Annotated in this window: 18 protein-coding genes; 15 read left to right on the top strand and 3 right to left on the bottom strand. The window is 68.2% G+C overall.

Translation table 11 applies throughout. The features are described from left to right. Positions 1–303 precede the first annotated feature (303 nt). Positions 304–1194 (top strand): transcriptional regulator CynR, encoded by an 891-nt coding sequence (cynR, locus tag ACTJLD_RS19225; protein ID WP_027788392.1) that lies wholly within the window; start codon positions 304–306, stop codon positions 1192–1194. Positions 1195–1239: 45 nt separating this feature from the next. On the opposite strand, the gene ACTJLD_RS19220 is transcribed toward cynR, so the two are convergent. Then, positions 1240–1962 carry a FadR/GntR family transcriptional regulator gene (locus tag ACTJLD_RS19220; protein WP_021159281.1) on the bottom strand — a complete coding sequence of 241 codons (723 nt, stop codon included), beginning with the start codon at positions 1960–1962 and terminating at the stop codon, positions 1240–1242. Positions 1963–2175: 213 nt separating this feature from the next. Between ACTJLD_RS19220 and ACTJLD_RS19215 the strand changes: the two genes are divergently transcribed. The 3 genes from ACTJLD_RS19215 (at position 2176) to ACTJLD_RS19205 (ending at position 5151) form a co-directional block, all read left to right on the top strand. Next, positions 2176–3498, top strand: a complete 1323-nt coding sequence (locus ACTJLD_RS19215; RefSeq protein ID WP_021159282.1) for a C4-dicarboxylate transporter DctA — start codon at positions 2176–2178, stop codon at positions 3496–3498. A 106-nt stretch (positions 3499–3604) separates the two neighbouring features. Then, positions 3605–4612, top strand: coding sequence for an allantoicase (alc, locus tag ACTJLD_RS19210; protein WP_060169927.1), 1008 nt, complete (start codon positions 3605–3607; stop codon positions 4610–4612). Between the two features lie 14 nt (positions 4613–4626). Then, positions 4627–5151: an ureidoglycolate lyase gene (locus ACTJLD_RS19205; protein ID WP_059687211.1), complete on the top strand. Its 525-nt coding sequence runs from the start codon at positions 4627–4629 to the stop codon at positions 5149–5151. Positions 5152–5375: 224 nt separating this feature from the next. Here ACTJLD_RS19205 and fur read toward each other — a convergent pair whose 3' ends face one another. After that, positions 5376–5804 carry a ferric iron uptake transcriptional regulator gene (fur, locus tag ACTJLD_RS19200; RefSeq protein ID WP_006400349.1) on the bottom strand — a complete coding sequence of 143 codons (429 nt, stop codon included), beginning with the start codon at positions 5802–5804 and terminating at the stop codon, positions 5376–5378. A gap of 142 nt (positions 5805–5946) precedes the next feature. Between fur and bamE the strand changes: the two genes are divergently transcribed. From bamE to ACTJLD_RS19155, 9 genes are all read left to right on the top strand, one after another. After that, complete coding sequence (gene bamE / locus ACTJLD_RS19195; RefSeq protein ID WP_059697831.1) at positions 5947–6762, top strand: outer membrane protein assembly factor BamE; 816 nt, start codon at positions 5947–5949, stop codon at positions 6760–6762. A 62-nt stretch (positions 6763–6824) separates the two neighbouring features. After that, a complete protein-coding gene (gene dapB / locus ACTJLD_RS19190; protein ID WP_021159286.1) occupies positions 6825–7622 on the top strand; it encodes a 4-hydroxy-tetrahydrodipicolinate reductase in 798 nt (265 codons plus the stop codon). 18 nt (positions 7623–7640) lie between these two features. Next, positions 7641–8309 carry a MotA/TolQ/ExbB proton channel family protein gene (locus ACTJLD_RS19185; RefSeq protein WP_027788388.1) on the top strand — a complete coding sequence of 223 codons (669 nt, stop codon included), beginning with the start codon at positions 7641–7643 and terminating at the stop codon, positions 8307–8309. 24 nt (positions 8310–8333) lie between these two features. After that, complete coding sequence (locus ACTJLD_RS19180; protein ID WP_059697829.1) at positions 8334–8795, top strand: ExbD/TolR family protein; 462 nt, start codon at positions 8334–8336, stop codon at positions 8793–8795. A gap of 289 nt (positions 8796–9084) precedes the next feature. Continuing rightward, positions 9085–11679: a leucine--tRNA ligase gene (gene leuS / locus ACTJLD_RS19175; protein ID WP_059697827.1), complete on the top strand. Its 2595-nt coding sequence runs from the start codon at positions 9085–9087 to the stop codon at positions 11677–11679. A gap of 38 nt (positions 11680–11717) precedes the next feature. After that, a complete protein-coding gene (locus ACTJLD_RS19170) occupies positions 11718–12272 on the top strand; it encodes an LPS-assembly lipoprotein LptE (RefSeq protein WP_027788385.1) in 555 nt (184 codons plus the stop codon). An 18-nt stretch (positions 12273–12290) separates the two neighbouring features. Continuing rightward, complete coding sequence (holA, locus tag ACTJLD_RS19165) at positions 12291–13385, top strand: DNA polymerase III subunit delta (RefSeq protein ID WP_027788384.1); 1095 nt, start codon at positions 12291–12293, stop codon at positions 13383–13385. A gap of 135 nt (positions 13386–13520) precedes the next feature. Continuing rightward, positions 13521–14792, top strand: coding sequence for a glutamate-5-semialdehyde dehydrogenase (locus ACTJLD_RS19160; RefSeq protein ID WP_060085815.1), 1272 nt, complete (start codon positions 13521–13523; stop codon positions 14790–14792). 19 nt (positions 14793–14811) lie between these two features. Continuing rightward, positions 14812–15234 (top strand): CopD family protein, encoded by a 423-nt coding sequence (locus ACTJLD_RS19155; protein ID WP_011350935.1) that lies wholly within the window; start codon positions 14812–14814, stop codon positions 15232–15234. Positions 15235–15330: 96 nt separating this feature from the next. On the opposite strand, the gene ACTJLD_RS19150 is transcribed toward ACTJLD_RS19155, so the two are convergent. Continuing rightward, positions 15331–16179, bottom strand: coding sequence for a MurR/RpiR family transcriptional regulator (locus ACTJLD_RS19150; RefSeq protein ID WP_021158790.1), 849 nt, complete (start codon positions 16177–16179; stop codon positions 15331–15333). Positions 16180–16472: 293 nt separating this feature from the next. Between ACTJLD_RS19150 and edd the strand changes: the two genes are divergently transcribed. Continuing rightward, positions 16473–18329 (top strand): phosphogluconate dehydratase, encoded by a 1857-nt coding sequence (gene edd, locus ACTJLD_RS19145; RefSeq protein WP_440659433.1) that lies wholly within the window; start codon positions 16473–16475, stop codon positions 18327–18329. 19 nt (positions 18330–18348) lie between these two features. Next, on the top strand, positions 18349–18975 hold the full coding sequence (gene eda, locus ACTJLD_RS19140; RefSeq protein ID WP_011350938.1) for a bifunctional 4-hydroxy-2-oxoglutarate aldolase/2-dehydro-3-deoxy-phosphogluconate aldolase: 627 nt from the start codon (positions 18349–18351) through the stop codon (positions 18973–18975). The last annotated feature ends 137 nt before the right edge of the window (positions 18976–19112 follow it).

The following is a 19112-nucleotide window of genomic DNA, read 5'->3' as shown; positions in this document are numbered from 1 at the left end:
AAACAGCGGCGCCGGCCGGCGGCACGGGGCCGTCGGCTGCGCGGGGTGACGGAAATCGGGGCCGGCGTCAACGGATCGGCGGTGAACCGATGCGCGCCGGGCGGATCGCGGCCGGGCCCGGATCGGGCGGGCGGCGGATCGTCGTGCGGCGGGCGCAGGCAGGCGGGCCCGGGCGGGCCGTTCCGGTGCGGAAAGCAGGTGCGATGCGCCGGAACGGATGTGCGTATGATGCGGGAATCGAACCATAGCGTCCAAGACTGGATCGTTATGCTCTTCATTGGCAAAACCAATACGTCGGCCGCCATGCTACTCCGCCACATCCGCTATTTCCTGGCCGTCGCCGAGCAGCGCAGTTTCACGCGCGCGGCCGACGCGCTGCATGTGTCGCAGCCGACGCTGTCGCAGCAGGTCCGCCAGCTCGAGGAAACGCTCGGCGTGCAGCTGTTCGACCGATCGGGCCGCACGGTGCAGCTCACCGAGTTCGGCGAGGTCTATGCGCGCCACGCGCGTGCCGCGCTGCACGAACTCGATACGGGGCAGCGCGCGCTGCACGACGTCGCCGGCCTCGGCGGCGGGTCGTTGCGGCTCGCGATGATGCCGACCTTCGCGGCCTACCTGAGCGGCTCGCTGATCGACGCGTTCCATGCCGACTATCCGAACGTCGCGCTGACGATCGACGCGATGCCGCAGGAACGCATCGAGGCGCTGCTCGCCGACGACCGGCTCGACGCGGGCTTCGCGTTCATGCCGCCGCGCGCGCCGGACGTCGACGCACTGCCGCTGTGGGACGAGCCGCTCGCGCTCGTGACGGGCCGTACGCACCGTCTTGCGCGGCGGCGCCGCGCGCTGACGCCGGCCGAGCTCGGCGGCGAGCCGCTGGTGCTGCTGAGCCGCGCGTTCGCGACGCGCGAGAGCATCGACCGCTATTTCATCGAGCACGGCGCGAGGCCGAAGATCGCGATCGAGACGAATACGGTCAGCGCGGTGCTGGAGCTCGTGCGGTGCGGCCGGCTCGCGACGGTGCTGCCCGACGCGGTCGCGCGCGAGAGTGCCGACCTGTGCGCGCTGGAGATCGATCCGCCGCTGCCCGCGCGCACGGCTGCGCTGCTGACACGCAAGGGCGCGTACCGCAGCGTCGCGGCGCGCGCGTTCATCGAGCGTGCGCTCGCGTATCGGGATCCGTCGGGAGGTTGACCGGTGCGACGGGGCGGCGCGCGCGGCGCGTGGCCGCCCGGGCCGTCAGGTGCGCGGTGTCGGGAAGAAGATGCCCGCGCGCTGCGCGGCGTTCGCGATGTGCGTTTCGATCGCGGTGCCCGCGGCGGCCGCATCGCGTGCGATCAGCGCGTCGACGATCGCGCGGTGCTCGGTCCACGTCGACAGCAGCAGCTCGCGCCGGTAGAACGGCATGCGCTGGCTTTCCTTCATGATGTCGGCGCTGCTGCGCAGGATCGATTCGATCGCCGCGTTGCCCGCGAGATGGATGATCCGCATGTGGAAGTCGAAGTCGAGCTGCGATGCCGCGTCGAGCTCGCTTTCGGTGAGCGCGACGTGCAGGTCGGCGAGATTGTCCTCGAACCACGCGATGTCGTCGTCGGTGACGACGTGCGCGGCCATTCGCGCGGCGAATCCTTCGAGCGCGTAGCGCATCTGGTAGGTATCGGGCGGCGACGACTGCTCGGCGAACCGCCACGCATGGGCGGCCGTGGCCTGCGCGCTTTCGACATACACGCCCTTGCCCGCGCGGATGCGCAGCATCCCGAGCGCCTCGAGCGTCGACAGCGCCTCGCGCAGCGACGCGCGGCTGATCTCCAGCTCCTCGGAGAGCTGGCGCTGGGCCGGCAGCAGGCTGCCGACCGGATACACGCCTGCCTCGATCCGGTCGCGGATCGTCGCGATGGCGGCGTCGGTCACGGTATGCGGAACGTTTTTCATGAGGTGAACTTTGGCCGGTCTGACCGGCATTGTAATCCGCACGCAGGCGGTGCATGGACGCCCTACGGGAAAGCCACGATCTGCCCCTGTTAGGTGCGTGTCAGGCGGGTGGGGAGGGGGTGGGAAATCCCTATTTTGTCCGTCCTTGACGCCACTATATCGGCTTCCTACTATCGACCATAACATCACTGGTCTTACCAGTATGAACAGACGAAACTGCAACCGTTGGATCGGGAGAGCGCCGTGTCGAAATTCCTCAATTCGCTGTTTGGCCGGGTAGTCGTCGCATTGATCCTGGGGATCGCGCTAGGCGCGTTCTTCCCGCATTTCGCCGAGTCGCTGCGACCGCTCGGCGACGGCTTCCTGAAGCTCATCAAGATGGTGATCGGGCCGATCGTGTTCTGCGTCGTGGTCAGCGGGATGGCGAACGCGGGCGACCTGAAGAAGGTCGGCCGGGTCGGCCTGAAGGCCGTCATCTACTTCGAGGTGATGACGACGCTCGCGCTCGGCATCGGCCTCGTGCTCGCGTGGGTCACGCGCCCGGGCGTCGGGATGAACATCGACCTGCGCTCGCTCGACGCGTCGTCGCTCGCGTCGTACGCGAAGAACGCCGAGAGCCTGAAGGACACGGCCGGCTACCTGATGAAGATCATCCCCGAGACCGCGATCGACGCGTTCGCGAAGGGCGACATCCTGCAGATCCTCGTGTTCGCGGTGCTGTTCGGTTCCGCGCTGTCGCTGCTCGGCGACAAGGCGCAACGCGTCAACTCGCTGATCGAGGAACTGTCGCACGTGTTCTTCCGGATCATCGGCTTCATCATCAAGCTCGCGCCGCTCGGCGTGCTCGGCGCGATCGCGTTCACGACCGGCAAGTACGGCGTCGCGTCGCTCAAGCAGCTCGGCTACCTGGTCGCGGTGTTCTACCTGAGCTGCTTCGTGTTCGTCACGGTCGTGCTCGGCGTGGTGATGCGGCTCGCGGGCTTCTCGGTGTTCAAGCTGATCCGCTACCTGCGCGAGGAACTGTCGATCGTGCTCGGCACGGCGTCGTCGGACGCGGTGCTGCCGCAGGTGATGCGCAAGCTCGAATACATGGGCGTGAAGGATTCGACGGTCGGCCTCGTGATCCCGACCGGCTATTCGTTCAACCTCGACGGCTTCTCGATCTACCTGACGCTCGCCGTGCTGTTCATCGCGCAGGCCACCAACACGCCGCTGTCGACGCACGACCTGATCGTCGTGCTGCTCGTGTCGCTCGTCACGTCGAAGGGCGCGCACGGGATCCCGGGCTCGGCGATCGTGATCCTCGCGGCGACGCTGTCGGCGATCCCCGCAATTCCCGTGCTCGGCCTCGTGCTGATCCTGCCGGTCGACTGGTTCGTCGGCATCGCCCGTGCGCTGACCAACCTGATCGGCAACTGCGTCGCGACGGTGGTCGTCGCGGTGTGGGAGAACGACATCGACCGGGCCCGCGCGAAGCGCGTGCTGAACCGCGAGCTGCGCTACGTGCCGGCCGAAGAGGAAGACCGCACGGCGCCGGTCGCCGGCGATCAGGCTCACGCGCTCTGAGCGCGACCCCGCGCGGGCGGCTTTGCCCCGGGCCGCCCCGCGCACCTGGCATTCATGTGGCCGGCGCCTCGATGCGCCGGCCCTTCATCAAACTACAGGAGACGACATGGCAGCCCCCATCCTCGATCCGGATGCGCCGGCGTTTACGCGGCGTTACATGAACCTCGCCGACCCGCGCCTCGGGGCGCAGGCGCTCTTTGCCAGCGACGAGTTCTTCGCGCCGAAGGAGCGCATGCTGAATCCCGAGCCGGCCGTGTTCATCCCCGGCAAGTACGACGACCACGGCAAGTGGATGGACGGCTGGGAAACGCGCCGCAAGCGCACGACCGGCCACGACTTCTGCGTGGTGCGGCTCGCGCGGCCGGGCGTGATTCACGGCGTCGACCTCGACACGAGCCATTTCACCGGCAACTTCCCGCCGGCCGCGTCGATCGACGCGTGCGTCGCGGAAGGCGACACGCCGTCCGACAACGCCGAATGGCGCACGATCGTCCCGGCGACGACGCTGCAGGGCAATTCGCATCGCTACGTGAGCGTCGACGATGCGCAGCCTTATACGCACCTGCGCGTGAACCTGTACCCGGACGGCGGCCTCGCGCGGCTGCGCGTGTACGGCCAGCCGCAGCGCGACTGGCGCCAGGTGCCGGCCGGCGAGCTCGTCGATCTCGCGGCGATCGAGAACGGCGGCTACCTGGTGGCCGCGAACAACCAGCACTTCGGCCCGGCATCGCAGATGCTGATGCCGGGGCGCGGCGCGAACATGGGCGACGGCTGGGAAACGCGGCGCCGCCGCGAGCCCGGCAACGACTGGGCGATCGTCGCGCTCGCGCGGCCGGGCATCATCCGGCGCGTCGAGGTCGATACCGCGTTCTTCAAGGGCAATTTCCCCGACCGCTGCTCGCTGCAGGCCGCGAGGGTGGCGGGCGGCACCGACGACTCGCTCGTCACGCAGGCGATGTTCTGGGCCGAACTGCTCGGCGAGCAGAAGCTGTCGATGGACCACGTCCACACGTTCGACCAGCTTGCGGCGCTCGGCCCCGTCACGCACGTGCGTTTCAACATCTTCCCGGACGGCGGCGTGTCGCGCCTGCGTCTGTGGGGCGAGCCGGCTTGAAGGAGGGCAACGGCATGAGCGGATCCCGCATCCTGCGCGTCGAGCGCCTGACCCGCGAAGCGTTCGCGCCGTTCGGCGACGTGATCGCGCTCGAAGGCGCGCGCCATTTCCCGATCAACGGCGGCACGACCGAGCGCTTCCACGATCTCGCGACGATCGACGTGTGCGCGGACGGCGGCCGCCCGCTCGTCAGTGTGTTCCGCGCGCAGCCGCGTGCGCTGCCGGTTGCGGTCACGCTGATGGAGCGCCATCCGCATGGCAGCCAGGCGTTCATCCCGCTCGCGGCGGTGTCGCGTTACGCGATCGTCGTCGCGCCGGCCGGCGAGTTCCGGCCCGACGCAATGCGCGCGTTCCTCGCGGAAGGCTGGCAGGGCGTGAATTATGCGAAGGGCGTCTGGCACCATCCGCTGCTCGCGCTGGATGCGGTCAGCGATTTCGTGATCGTCGATCGCGGCGGCCCGCAGCCGAACTGCGACGAAATCCCGCTCGAGCGCGCGTGGGCGCTGGAGTTCGAACCGGCCTGCGCGGGCGCGGCATGACGAAGGCGGGCAGGCCGGCCCCTCCGGCGGCCTGATGTCACCCGGGGCCGCCCGGGCAGGCAACGCGAAGGGTGTGCGAAAGCCTGGGCGGGCCCGCCCGTGGGGCGGCGGTGCGCCGCCGGTTTCCCCGGGCGGGCGCCTCCTGCGTATCCCGAAAAGAAGACGGCCCGGAAGGCGAATCGCCGTCCGGGCCGTCCTGGATGCGCCGCGCGCGCGGCTGGATCTCAGTGCTTGCGGTGCGGGCAGTTCTCGGTCGTGCAGGAACCGTACATCGCGAGCGAGTGCTCCTGGAGCCGGAAGCCGCGCTCCTTCGCGATCGCCTGCTGGCGGCTTTCGATCTCGGCGTCGAAGAATTCCTCGACCCGGCCGCAATCGAGGCACACGAGGTGGTCGTGGTGCGAGCCTTCGTTCAGTTCGAACACGGCCTTGCCGGATTCGAAGTTGCTGCGCGACAGCAGGCCGGCCTGCTCGAACTGCGTCAGCACGCGGTAGACGGTGGCAAGCCCGATGTCGAGCTGCTCGTTGAGCAGGTTCCGGTAGACGTCTTCTGCGGTCAGGTGGCGCACCGGGCTTTGCTGGAAGATCTCGAGAATCTTGAGGCGCGGTAGGGTGGCCTTTAGCCCGATATTCTTGAGATCCGTCGGATTGGTCATGGCTAGGCATCCCTAGAGTACAATGCAGGGCTTCAATGTTACCGGCTTTTCGCCGTTCCAGAAACACGCGCGGCCTGCGACGCGGGCCTGCACGGTGAGGGAAATGATTCCAGAATCTCTTTCGCACTTTCAGAGGAGCCGCATGCGGAGTGTCATCATCGCTGCCGCCGCCGTTGCCGCGCTGGCTGGTTGTTCGTCGTACGACAGCGTGACGCAGCGCATCGCGCAGAGCATCACCCCCTACCGGATCACCGTCGTGCAAGGCAACTTCGTGTCGCAGGAGAAAGCCTCGCAGCTGCAGGTCGGCATGTCGCGCGAGCAGGTACGCGCGCTGCTCGGCACCCCGCTGCTGGCGGACATGTTCCACGCCGACCGCTGGGATTACCTCTTCTACTTCAAGCGCGGCTCGACGGCGGTCGTCCAGCAGCGCGATCTCGTCGTGACGTTCTCGGGCGATCGCGTCGCGGGCTGGACGGGGGCGGACAACCTGCCTTCGGAACTCGACCTGCTGGCCGACATCGACGGCGACCGTGGCGGCAAGAAGGCGAAGGCGGCCGCAGCGGCGAAGAAGGCCGCCGAGGCTGCCGCCGCCGCGAGCGCCGCACAGGCGGCGAGCGCGCCGGCGCCGGAGACGGTCGCGAGCCCGTCCACCGTGCCGGCGTCCGGCGCGGTGGTCGACCAGGATGCGAACGCGCAGGCCGCCCGCGCGGCGAACCGCGCGACCAACCAGGTGTCGGGCCAGGGCACGGCTGCGCGGCGGTTCACGCCGTCCACGCAGGCTGCCGGCGGTGCGCCGGTGCCGGGCGGCCAGCCGCCGGGCGCGGTTCCGGCGATCCAGCCGCAGTTCCAGTTCCATCGTCCGCCGCCGCCGAACGCGTCGAACGAGGCGTCGCCGCCGGTCGGCCCGCAAGGCTCCGACACGCTGCAGAACCAGCCGCTCACCGCGCCGGCGCAATAAGCCCGCGCGCGGAAACAGGGCGGCATGCGCCGCCCGCCTTTAGACCTGTCGTGTAGAAAGCCATGAAGATTGCGATTGCCGGCGCATCGGGCCGTATGGGCCGGATGCTGATCGAAGCCGTTCTCAACGATTCCGACGCGCAGCTCGTCGGCGCGCTCGACCGCGCCGATTCGCCGTTCCTCGGCCAGGATGCCGGCGCGTTCCTCGGCAAGGAAACCGGGGTCAGGCTGACCGCCGATCTCGACGCCGTGTTCGCGCAGGCCGACTACCTGATCGACTTCACGCGTCCGGAAGGCACGATGGCCCATATCGAGGCCGCGCTGCGCCACGACGTGAAGCTCGTGATCGGCACGACCGGCTTCACCGCCGAGCAGAAGGCCGGGCTGCAGGCCGCGGCGGGCAAGATCGGCATCGTGTTCGCGGCGAACATGAGCGTCGGCGTGAACGTCACGCTGAAGCTGCTCGAATTCGCGGCGAAGCACTTCTCGCACGGCTACGACATCGAGATCATCGAGGCGCATCACCGCCACAAGGTCGACGCGCCGTCGGGCACCGCGCTGATGATGGGCGAAGCGGTCGCCGGCGCGCTCGGGCGCTCGCTCGACGATTGCGCGGTGTACGGCCGCCACGGCGTGACGGGCGAACGCGATCCGTCGTCGATCGGCTTCGCGGCGGTGCGCGGCGGCGACATCGTCGGCGATCACACCGTGCTGTTCGCCGGGATCGGCGAGCGCATCGAGATCACGCACAAGTCGTCGAGCCGCGTGTCGTATGCGCAGGGCGCGCTGCGCGCGGTCCGCTTCCTGTCGGCGCGCGGCGCCGGCCTGTTCGACATGCAGGACGTGCTCGGCCTGCGCTGACCCCACGGGGAAACTCCGATGGCGATACCCACCGGCGTTGTCCACTACCTCGAAAGCGGTGATGCGATCACGCATGCCGTCGCCTATGTGCTGCTGGCGATGTCCGTCGCCAGCTGGTGCTTCCTCCTCATGAAAGCCTGGCTGCTGGTCCGCGCGAAGCGGCAGGGGCCGCGCGCGCTCGCCGCGTTCTGGCGCGCGCCGTCGCTCGACGCGGGCATAACCGCGCTCGCCGGCGCCGATCGCGAGCGCGTGTTCGTGCCGCTCGCCGAAGCCGCGCGCGATGCGGCCGACGATCACGACCCGGCCGCGCTGGCCGCGCGCGTCGAGCGCGGCGAACGCGTGCTGCGTGCGTTGCGGCACGCGATGCTGCGCTCGCAGCGGCGCCTCGAATTCGGCCAGGTGCTGCTCGCGTCGATCGGCAGCACCGCGCCGTTCGTCGGGCTGCTCGGCACCGTGTGGGGCATCTATCACGCGCTCGGCAGCATCGCCGCGAGCGGGCAGGCGCAGATCGAGAGCGTCGCGGGGCCGGTCGGCGAGGCGCTGATCATGACCGCGTTCGGGCTCGTGGTCGCGATTCCCGCGGTACTGGCCTACAACATCCTCGGGCGGCTCGTGCGGCAGCTCGCCGAGGAACTCGACGGTTTCGCGCGCGACCTGCACGTGTTCGTCTGCGCGCAGGAAGCCTGACGCGTCCATTCCGGAGGAGCGACCATGGCATTCGGCGGACTCGAGCACCACAAGACGTCCGCGCCGATGGCGGAGATCAACATGACGCCGCTGATCGACGTGATGCTGGTGCTGCTCGTCATTTTCATCATCACCGCGCCGCTGATGACGCACGCGATCCGGCTCGACCTGCCGAAGGTCGCGGCCAGCGTCGCGCGCGACACGCCGCAATCCGTCACCTTGTCGATCGACGACGCGGGCAAGCTGTACTGGGACGACACGCCGGTGGCGCTCGACGCGCTGCCCGCGCGCTTCCGGGCCGCCGCCGCGGGCGGTGCGCCGCCCGAGCTGCGGCTGCGAGCGTCGCGCGCGACCCGCTACGACGTGATCGCGCAGGTGATGGGCGCCGCGCAGGCCGCCGGCCTGACGCGGATCGGCTTCGTGACCGACGTGCCGCCGCAGGCGGGCGGTTCCGCGGCGGCGCCTGCCGTGCCGGCCAACCGCTGAGCGGCTCCTGCGGGCCTGCCCCTGGCGCAGGATCGGGCCGCCCGCCGCAAGACCGGTCGAATGGGCCGGCGCGGGCGGTATAATCAACGTTTTTCCCGGTTGGCAGGCTCTTTTCAGGTAACCCGGAATTTTCCAGGCTACCCGGGCATGCTGCGGGTTGCCCGGAAAATTCCCGGGAACCGTGAACAGGTCGGCAACAGCGAACCTGCCGGTCCGCCGGGCAAGCACGATTTTCGATCCACTCCTGCGCGCGCCGTCGCGCCGCTTAAAGCCTAGTCCGAACCACACCATGCACGAGAGATACGTACCCGCCGACGTCGAAGCCGCCGCCCAGGGCGACTGGCGCGCAGCCGATGCCTACAAGACGCAGGAAGATTCGCAGAAGCCGAAGTTCTACTGCGTGTCGATGCTGCCGTACCCGTCCGGCAAGCTGCACATGGGTCACGTGCGCAACTACACGATCAACGACGTGATGTACCGCTATCTGCGGATGAACGGCTACAACACGCTGATGCCGATGGGCTGGGACGCGTTCGGGATGCCGGCCGAGAACGCCGCGATGGCGAACGGCGTGCCGCCCGCGAAGTGGACCTACGACAACATCGACTACATGAAGGGCCAGATGCAGTCGATGGGCCTCGCGATCGACTGGTCGCGCGAGATCGCGACGTGCAAGCCGGACTACTACAAGTGGAACCAGTGGCTGTTCCTGAAGATGCTCGAGAAGGGCATCGCGTACAAGAAGACGGGCACCGTGAACTGGGACCCGGTCGACCAGACCGTGCTCGCGAACGAGCAGGTGATCGACGGCCGCGGCTGGCGCTCGGGCGCGCTCGTCGAGAAGCGCGAGATCCCGATGTACTACCTGCGCATCACGCAGTACGCGGATGAGCTGCTGAACGACCTCGACGGCCTCGGCTGGCCCGAGCGCGTGAAGATCATGCAGCAGAACTGGATCGGCAAGAGCTTCGGCGTGAACTTCGGCTTCCCGTACGAACTCGACGGCGAGAAGAAGCTGCTGCGCGTGTTCACGACGCGCGCCGATACCATCATGGGCGTCACGTTCTGCGCGATCGCGGCCGAGCATCCACTGGCCACGCGCCTCGCGCAGGACAAGCCCGAGCTGCTCGCGTTCATCGACGAATGCAAGCGCGGCGGTGTCGCCGAGGCCGACGTCGCGACGATGGAGAAGAAGGGCGTCGCGACGGGCTTCTCGGTCACGCACCCGCTGACCGGCGAGCCGGTCGAGGTGTGGATCGGCAACTACGTGCTGATGAGCTATGGCGAAGGCGCGGTGATGGGCGTGCCGGGCCACGACGAGCGCGATTTCGCGTTCGCGAAGAAATACGATCTGCCGATCAGGCAGGTGATCTCGGCCGAAGGCCAGCAGTACTCGCTCGACGCATGGCAGGAGTGGTACGGCGACAAGGAAACCGCGGTCTGCGTGAACAGCGGCAAGTACGACGGCCTGCGCTACACGGAAGCCGTCGACGCGGTCGCGGCCGACCTGAACGCCGGCGGTTTCGGCGACAAGCAGGTCACGTGGCGCCTGCGCGACTGGGGCGTATCGCGCCAGCGCTACTGGGGCACGCCGATCCCGATCATCCACTGCCCGTCGTGCGGCGACGTGCCGGTGCCCGAGCAGGATCTGCCCGTCGTGCTGCCGGAAGACCTCGTGCCGGACGGCTCGGGCAACCCGCTCGCGAAGTCGGAAGCGTTCCTGAACTGTTCGTGCCCGAAGTGCGGCGCGGCCGCGAAGCGCGAAACCGACACGATGGACACCTTCGTCGATTCGTCGTGGTACTTCTCGCGCTACACGGCGCCGGACGCCGAGACGATGGTCGACGCGCGCACCGATTACTGGATGCCGATGGATCAATACATCGGCGGCATCGAGCACGCGATCCTGCACCTGCTGTATTCGCGCTTCTGGACCAAGGTGATGCGCGACCTCGGCCTCGTGAAGTTCGGCGAGCCGGCGAAGAACCTGCTCACGCAGGGGATGGTGCTGAACGAGACGTTCTACCGTGAAGACGCTTCCGGCAAGAAGACCTGGTACAACCCGGCCGACGTGACGGTCACGCACGACGACAAGGGCCGCCCGGTCGGCGCGACGCTGAACACGGACGGCCAGCCGGTCGTGCTCGGCGGCATCGAGAAGATGTCGAAGTCGAAGAACAACGGTGTCGATCCGCAGGTGCTGATCGACCAGTACGGCGCCGATACCGCGCGCCTGTTCACGATGTTCGCCGCGCCGCCCGAGCAGCAGCTCGAGTGGTCGGGCGCGGGCGTCGAGGGTGCGAGCCGCTTCCTGCGCCGCGTGTGGAGCTTCGGTGCGACGAACCGTGAAGCGCTCGCCGCGCGCGCGGGCTTCGATGCGGCCGCGCTCGGCGAAGCCGACAAGGCGCTGCGCCGCGAAATCTACAGCGTGCTGAAGCAGGCCGATTTCGATTACCAGCGCCTGCAGTACAACACGGTCGTGTCGGCCGCGATGAAGATGCTGAACGCGATCGACGGCGCGAAGGGCGCGACGCCCGGCGTGCTGCGCGAAACGTACGGCGTGCTGTTGCGCGTGCTGTACCCGGTCGTGCCGCACGTCACGTTCGAGCTGTGGAAGGCGCTCGGCTATGCGGACGAATTCGGCCCGCTGCTCGACGCACCGTGGCCGAAGGTCGACGAGGCCGCGCTCGAGCAGGCCGAGATCGAACTCGTGCTGCAGGTGAACGGCAAGGTGCGCGGCGCGCTGAAGGTCGCGAAGGACGCGAGCCGCGAGGCGATCGAAGCTGCGGCGGTGGCCGACGAAGCGTTCGCGAAGTTCAGCGACGGCAAGCCGGCGAAGAAGATCGTCGTCGTGCCGGGCCGCCTCGTGAACATCGTCGTCTGACGGCCGCCGGCCGTCGGACGTACCCAGAAGGAGCGAAGGTGATCCGCAGATCGTTTTTGATGCTCGCCGTCGGCAGCGCGGTCGCGCTGTCGGCATGCGGCTTCCAGTTGCGCGGCCAGCAGGACTACGCGTTCAAGCACCTGCTGATCGTCGGCGCGCCGGCGCCGGTCGAGGCGCGCTTCGTGCGCCTCGTCGAGGCCGGCAGCGACACGAAGATCGTCAAGTCGGCGGACGACGCCGATGCCGTGCTGCGCATGTGGGAGTCGCGCGGGCAGAATACGCTGACGCTCAACAAGTTCGGCTCGGCGCAGGAATACGCACTGTTCTATACGCTGAGCTACACGCTCACGAGCAAGGACGGCACCGTGCTGATCCCGCCGAGCGCGATCGCGCTGAATCGCGCGATGACGTACAGCGACCAGTACACGAACGCGAAGGCGCAGGAAGCCGACATCCTGTACGGCGACATGCAGAACGACGCGGTCGACCAGCTGATGCGGCGTCTCGCGATCGTCCACTCGCTGACGCCGGCGCCGGAAGACGTGGTGCCGGGTGTCGCGCCGCGCGCGCCGTTGCCGCCGCCGCCGCTCTGATCGACGGCATACGCACCGATGCAATTGCGACTTGATGCACTGGAGCCGCACCTCGCGAAGGGGTTGGCCGGGCTCTATACCGTGTACGGCGACGAGCCGCTGCTCGCGCAGGAGGCGTGCGACCGCATTCGTGCGGCCGCGCGTGCGGCCGGCTTCACCGAGCGTTCGGTGCATACGGTCGAGCGCGGTTTCGACTGGAGCGTGCTGCTCGGCGCGACCCAGGCGATGTCGCTGTTCGGCGAGCGCCAGCTGATCGAGCTGCGCATTCCGTCGGGCAAGCCCGGCAAGGAAGGCGCCGACGCACTGAAGACGCTCGCGGCCACGCCCAACCCCGACGCGCTGATGCTCGTCACGTTGCCGCGCCTCGACGCGGCCACGCAGAAATCCGCCTGGTTTACCGCGCTGCAGAACGGTGGCGTCGCGCTGAAGATCGATCCGGTCGACCGCGCGCAGCTGCCGAACTGGATCGGCCAACGTCTCGCGATGCAGGGCCAGCGCGCCGCGCCCGGCGAGGACGGGCGGCGCGCGCTGCAGTTCATCGCCGAGCGCGTCGAAGGCAACCTGCTCGCCGCGCACCAGGAAATCCAGAAGCTCGGGCTGCTGTATCCGCAGGGCGCGCTGTCGTTCGAACAGGTGCACGACGCGGTGCTGAACGTCGCGCGTTACGACGTCTTCAAGCTGAACGAAGCGATGCTCGCCGGCGACGCCGCGCGGCTCGCACGGATGATCGACGGGCTGAAGGGCGAGGGCGAGGCGATCGTGCTGGTGATGTGGGCCGTCGTCGAGGAACTGCGCACGCTGCTGCGGATCAAGCGCGGCACGACGGCCGGCAAGCCGCTGGCGACGCTGCTGCGCGAGAACCGTGTGTGGGGGCCGCGCGAGCGGCTGATCGGCCCCGCGCTGAACCGTGTGTCGGAAGCCGTGCTCGAGAAGGCACTCGCGTTTGCCGCGAAGCTCGACCGGCAGGTCAAGGGGCTCACGGCCGTCGTGCCGGGCCGCCGCACGCAGGACGAGCCGCCGCCCGATCCGTGGGACGGGCTGTTCCAGCTCGCGATGACGGTGGCCGGTGCCCGCGGCGAGCGACCGCCGACCGCGGGTCGCGTGCGACGCTAAGTCCCGTCCGGGCCTTCAGCGCGCGCTGCGCAACCCGCATACAATGTTTCGATCACGGGCGCGGCTCTCCGGCCGCCGTCCACGCTTCCCCACGAATTCATGCCGCCCAGCGCGGCGCGCTTCTCGAGTCACACGATGGATATCGATCAGTACATGACCGACCTGGGCCGTCGCGCCCGGCACGCTTCCCGCGCGATGGCGCGCGCCAGCACGGCCGCGAAGAACGCGGCACTCGACGCCGTGGCTCGCGCGATCGAACGCGACGCGCAGGCACTGAAGGACGCGAATGCCCGCGACGTCGCCCGTGCCCGTGAAAAGGGGCTCGATGCAGCGTTCGTCGATCGCCTGACGCTGTCGGACAAGGCGCTGAAGACGATGGTCGAGGGCTTGCGCCAGGTTGCGTCGCTGGCCGATCCGATCGGCGAGATCGGCAACCTCAAGTACCGCCCGAGCGGAATCCAGGTGGGCCAGATGCGGGTGCCGCTCGGCGTGATCGGCATCATCTACGAATCGCGCCCGAACGTGACGATCGACGCGGCCGCGCTGTGCCTGAAGTCGGGCAACGCGACGATCCTGCGCGGCGGCTCCGAAGCGCTCGAATCGAACGCGGCGCTCGCGAAGCTGATCGGCGAAGGGCTCGAAGCCGCCGGCCTGCCGCAGGACGCGGTGCAGGTCGTCGCGACGGCCGATCGCGCGGCAGTCGGCAAGCTGATCACGATGACCGAATACGTCGACGTGATCGTGCCGCGCGGCGGCAAGAGCCTGATCGAGCGCCTGATCAACGAGGCCCGCGTGCCGATGATCAAGCACCTCGACGGCATTTGCCACGTGTACGTCGACGATCGCGCCGACCTCGGCAAGGCGCTGACCGTCTGCGACAACGCGAAGACGCACCGCTACGGCACCTGCAACACGATGGAGACGCTGCTCGTCGCGAGCGGTGTCGCGGCGAAGCTGCTGCCGCCGCTCGGCCAGCTGTATCGCGACAAGCAGGTCGAGCTGCGCGTCGATGCGGCCGCGCGCGCGGTGCTCGCCGATGCGGGCGTCGGCCCGCTCGTCGATGCCACCGAGGAAGACTGGCACACCGAGTATCTCGCGCCGGTGCTCGCGATCAAGGTCGTCGACGGCCTCGACGCCGCGATCGAGCACATCAACCATTACGGCTCGCATCACACGGATGCGATCGTCACCGAGGATCACGACCGCGCGATGCGGTTCCTGCGCGAAGTCGATTCGGCGAGCGTGATGGTCAACGCGTCGACGCGTTTCGCGGACGGTTTCGAATTCGGCCTCGGCGCGGAAATCGGCATCTCGAACGACAAGCTGCACGCACGCGGCCCCGTCGGCCTGGAAGGGCTGACGTCGCTGAAGTACGTCGTGCTCGGGCACGGCGAAGGCCGCCAATAACAAGCGAGGCACACAACCGATGGCGATGCTCTGGGTCAAGACGTTCCATATCGTTCTGATCGCCGCGTGGTTCGCGGGGCTCTTCTACCTGCCGCGCATCTACGTGAACCTGGCGATGGAAACCGATCCGGCCGCCGTGCGGCGCCTGTTGCTGATGGCGCGCAAGCTGTTCCGCTTCATGACGATGATCGCGGTGCCGGCGCTGGCCTGCGGGTTGTGGCTGTGGCTTTCGATCGGCATCGGGCAGGGGCAGGGCTGGATCCACGCGAAGGTGACGGTCGTGCTGCTGCTCATCGTCTATCACGCCTATTGCGGGCACCTGCTGCGGGTGTTCGAGCGTGGCGAGAACCGCCGCACCGACAAGTGGTATCGCGTGTTCAACGAGCTGCCGGTGCTCGGCATGCTCGCGGCGGTCGCGCTGGTCGTGATCAAGCCGTTTTGAGCGGCGCGGCCGGCGCGGTTGCCGGTGCGGAACCCTGCGCAACGGCGCCCCTCGGGGCGCCGTTCGTCGTTTACGCGCGCGCTGCCTGCCGCCTGCTCAATCCTTCGTGCCGTCGTCGATCCGGCGGCGCGTGATCGCCTCCTTCGCGCGGCCGACCCGTTCCATGAGCGCGGGGCCGCGCGACAGCGCGACGCCGACCGCGAGGATGTCGCCGATCGCGAGATGCGACATCCGCGACGTCATCGGCGAGAACACGTCGGTTTCCTCCGCGACGTTCGACGCGAGGCTCACCGTCGCGAGCTTCGCGAGCGGCGAATGGCTCTGCGTGATCGCGACGACTTTCGCGCCGCACGCGAGCGCGGAGCGCGCGGCGTCGACGATGTCGCGCGTGCGACCGGTGTTCGAGATCGCGACGACGACGTCGTGCGGCCCGAGCAGCGCCGACGACATCGAGAACGTGTGCGGGTCCGAATACGCGACGCTCGGCACGCCGAGCCGGAAGAACTTGTGCTGGATGTCCTGCGCGGCGATGCCGGAGCCGCCGGCGCCGTAGAACTCGATCCGCGATGCGTTCGACAGCAGCGCGATCGCTTCGGCGACGCTGCCGGCCGACAGGCTGTTGCGCACCTCGATCAGCGCGCCGATCGTACGGTCGAACACCTTGCCGATGATGCCGGGCGCCGGTTCGTCGGGCTCGACGTCGCGATAGACCGACGACACGCCCGGCGCGACGCTCTGCGCGAGCCGGATCTTGAATTCGCGGAAGCCGCTGCAGCCGAGCGCCTGGCAGAACCGCGCGATCGTCGGCTGGCTGACGCCCGCGCGCGTCGACAGCTCGGTCATCGCGAGGTCGAGCACCTCGCGCGGCGCGGCGAGGATGTAGTCGGCGAGCTTGCGCTCGGACGGGCGCAACTCGGCGCGGATCGCTTCTATGCGGGGCAGCATGGACGGGCAGGCAGAAATCGGGTTCGGATGAGCGAGTGTATCGCAATCGAATTGTAGAAAATCTACATCAAATTACTAGCTGATTTGTCGGCATTTCATGGCACGTGGGATACCGATGATTAGGGTTTTCACTAGGTAAAGCCTTGCTGGTGGCGGGAATAAGGGTTGCGCGTATGCGGATCGACATTGCGCGCTTGTAGTTTTTCTACTAGACTGGCTTCGTTCGTTCGACGCACTCGATCGTTCCCACGATTCCAACCGCCGGTGTCGGCCGGCATACAGGAGCGCCCAGCATGACATCGCTGCACCCCACTCTGGCGAAGGTCACCGAACGCGTGATCGCCCGCAGCCAATCGACCCGTTCCGCCTATCTGCAGCGCATCGACGGCGCGCAGGGCAAGTTCCCGGCACGCGGCGCACTGTCGTGCGCGAACCTCGCGCATGGTTTCGCGGGCCTCGAGGGCAACGACAAGTTCTCGATCAAGGCGATCCGCGAGCCGAACATCGGCATCGTGTCCTCGTACAACGAGATGCTGTCCGCGCACGCGCCGTACAAGGATTTCCCCGACATCATCAAGGCGGCCGCGCGCGAGAACGGCGGCGTCGCGCAGTTCGCGGGCGGCGTGCCGGCGATGTGCGACGGCGTCACGCAGGGCAACCCGGGGATGGAGCTGTCGCTGTTCTCGCGCGAGGCAATCGCGATGGGCACGGCGATCGCGCTCACGCACAACATGTTCGACGCGGCGCTCTGCCTCGGCATCTGCGACAAGATCGTGCCGGGCCTGCTGATCGGCGCGCTGCAGTTCGGCCACCTGCCGACGATCTTCGTGCCGGCCGGCCCGATGACGAGCGGCCTGTCGAACGACGACAAGGCAAAGATCCGCCAGCAGTTCGCGACCGGCCAGGTCGGCCGCGACGCGCTGCTCGAAGCCGAATCGGCCGCGTATCACGGCCACGGCACCTGCACGTTCTACGGCACCGCGAACAGCAACCAGATGCTGATGGAGCTGATGGGGCTGCACCTGCCGGGCTCGGCATTCGTTCATCCGCACACGCCGCTGCGCACCGCGCTGACGGCCGAGGCCGCGCGCCGCGTGCTCGACCTGACCGTCGAACGCGGCCACTACACGCCGATCGGCCATGTGATCGACGAGAAGGCGATCGTCAACGGGATCGTCGCGCTGCTCGCGACGGGCGGCTCGACCAACCACACGCTGCACCTCGTCGCGATCGCACGCGCGGCCGGCATCCTGATCGACTGGAACGACTTCGACGAACTGTCGGCCGTCGTGCCGCTGCTCGCGAAGATCTACCCGAACGGCAAGGCCGACGTGAACCACTTCCACGCCGCGGGCGGCGTGGCCTTCCTGGTGCGCAACCTGCTCGAAGGCGGGCTGCTGCATGAAGACGTGACGACCGTCGCGGGCAAGGGCCTGTCGCACTACACGAAGGAGCCGAAGCTGATCGACGGCAAGCTGACGTGGGTCGACGGCGCGGCCGAGAGCCACGACACGAAGGTACTGCGCGGCATCCGCGACCCGTTCCAGCCGGACGGCGGCCTGCGCCTGATGCAGGGCCGGCTCGGCCGCGGCGTCATCAAGATTTCGGCGGTCGCGCCCGAGCACCGCAAGGTGACGGCGCCCGCGATCGTGTTCGATTCGCAGGAAGCCGTGCAGGAAGCCTTCGATCGCGGCGAGCTGAAGCGCGATTTCGTCGCGGTCGTGCGCTTCCAGGGCGCGCGCGCGAACGGGATGCCCGAGCTGCACCGTTTGACGCCGCTGCTCGGCGTGCTGCAGGATCAGGGCTTCCACGTCGCGCTCGTCACCGACGGCCGCATGTCGGGCGCGTCGGGCAAGGTGCCGGCCGTGATCCACGTGTCGCCGGAAGCGCTGCTGGCCGGCCCGCTCGGCAAGGTGAAGACGGGCGATACGCTCGTGATCGACGCCGAAGCCGGCGTGCTCGACATCGAGGTCGACGCCGCCGAGTGGCAGGTGCGCCCGGTCGCGCAGCCGCTGCACCAGGCCGAGAACGAGGTCGGTTTCGGGCGTGAACTGTTCGGCGTGTTCCGCGCGGCCGCCGCGCCGGCCGAGCAGGGCGCATCGGTATTCGGCGCGCTGGTCGGCGAATCGGCCGCCCACGTCGCCGCATGAATTTCAAGGAGCCAATTCAATGAAGACGATTGCTGAAATCGTGAAGCTGGGCCCGGTCATCCCGGTGCTCGCATTCGACTCGGTCGAGCAGGGTGAACACGTGTCGCGCGCGTTGCACGCGGGCGGCGTGAAGGTACTCGAGATCACGCTGCGCACGCCGGCCGGCCTGGAAGCGATCCAGCGCGCGAGCCAGCTCGCGGACGACATCGTCGTCGGCGTCGGCACGATCACGAAGCCCGAGCATTGCGAGCAGGCGAAGCGCGCGGGCGCGAAGTTCGGCGTGTCGCCGGGCCTGACGAAAGAGCTGCACCTCGCGTCGCTCGACGCGGGCCTGCCGCTGCTGCCGGGCGTGATGACGCCGAGCGACATCATCCAGGCACTCGAATTCGGCTACGAGATCGTGAAGTTCTTCCCCGCTCAACAAGCGGGCGGCGTCCCGATGCTGCAGGCGTTCCACGGCCCGTTCCCGGCGCTGAAGTTCTGCCCGACCGGCGGCATCACGGTCGAAACCGCCCCGAATTTCCTGAAGCTGCCGAACGTGGTGTGCGTCGGCGGCTCGTGGCTCACGCCGAAGGCCGCGCTCGCCGCGCAGGACTGGGCCGAAGTCACGCGTCTCGCGCAAGCCGCGAGCCAGCTTCCCCGTTAAGACTTGTACGGAATGATGGTTTGACCCTCGGAAGACAAGCGCTTAGTGCTTGTTTTACCGAGGGTTTTTGCTGATGGAACCGGTTCTATCCGCGAACCGTAAAGATAAGTAAAATTCAGCGTCCTGACGGTGGGGGT

The sequence above is a fragment of the Burkholderia sp. 22088 genome (genome assembly GCF_052045915.1).
Lineage (GTDB): Bacteria > Pseudomonadota > Gammaproteobacteria > Burkholderiales > Burkholderiaceae > Burkholderia > Burkholderia cepacia.
The sequence above is the reverse complement of the archived record's forward strand: the minus strand, read 5'-3'. Positions and strand labels throughout refer to the sequence as shown.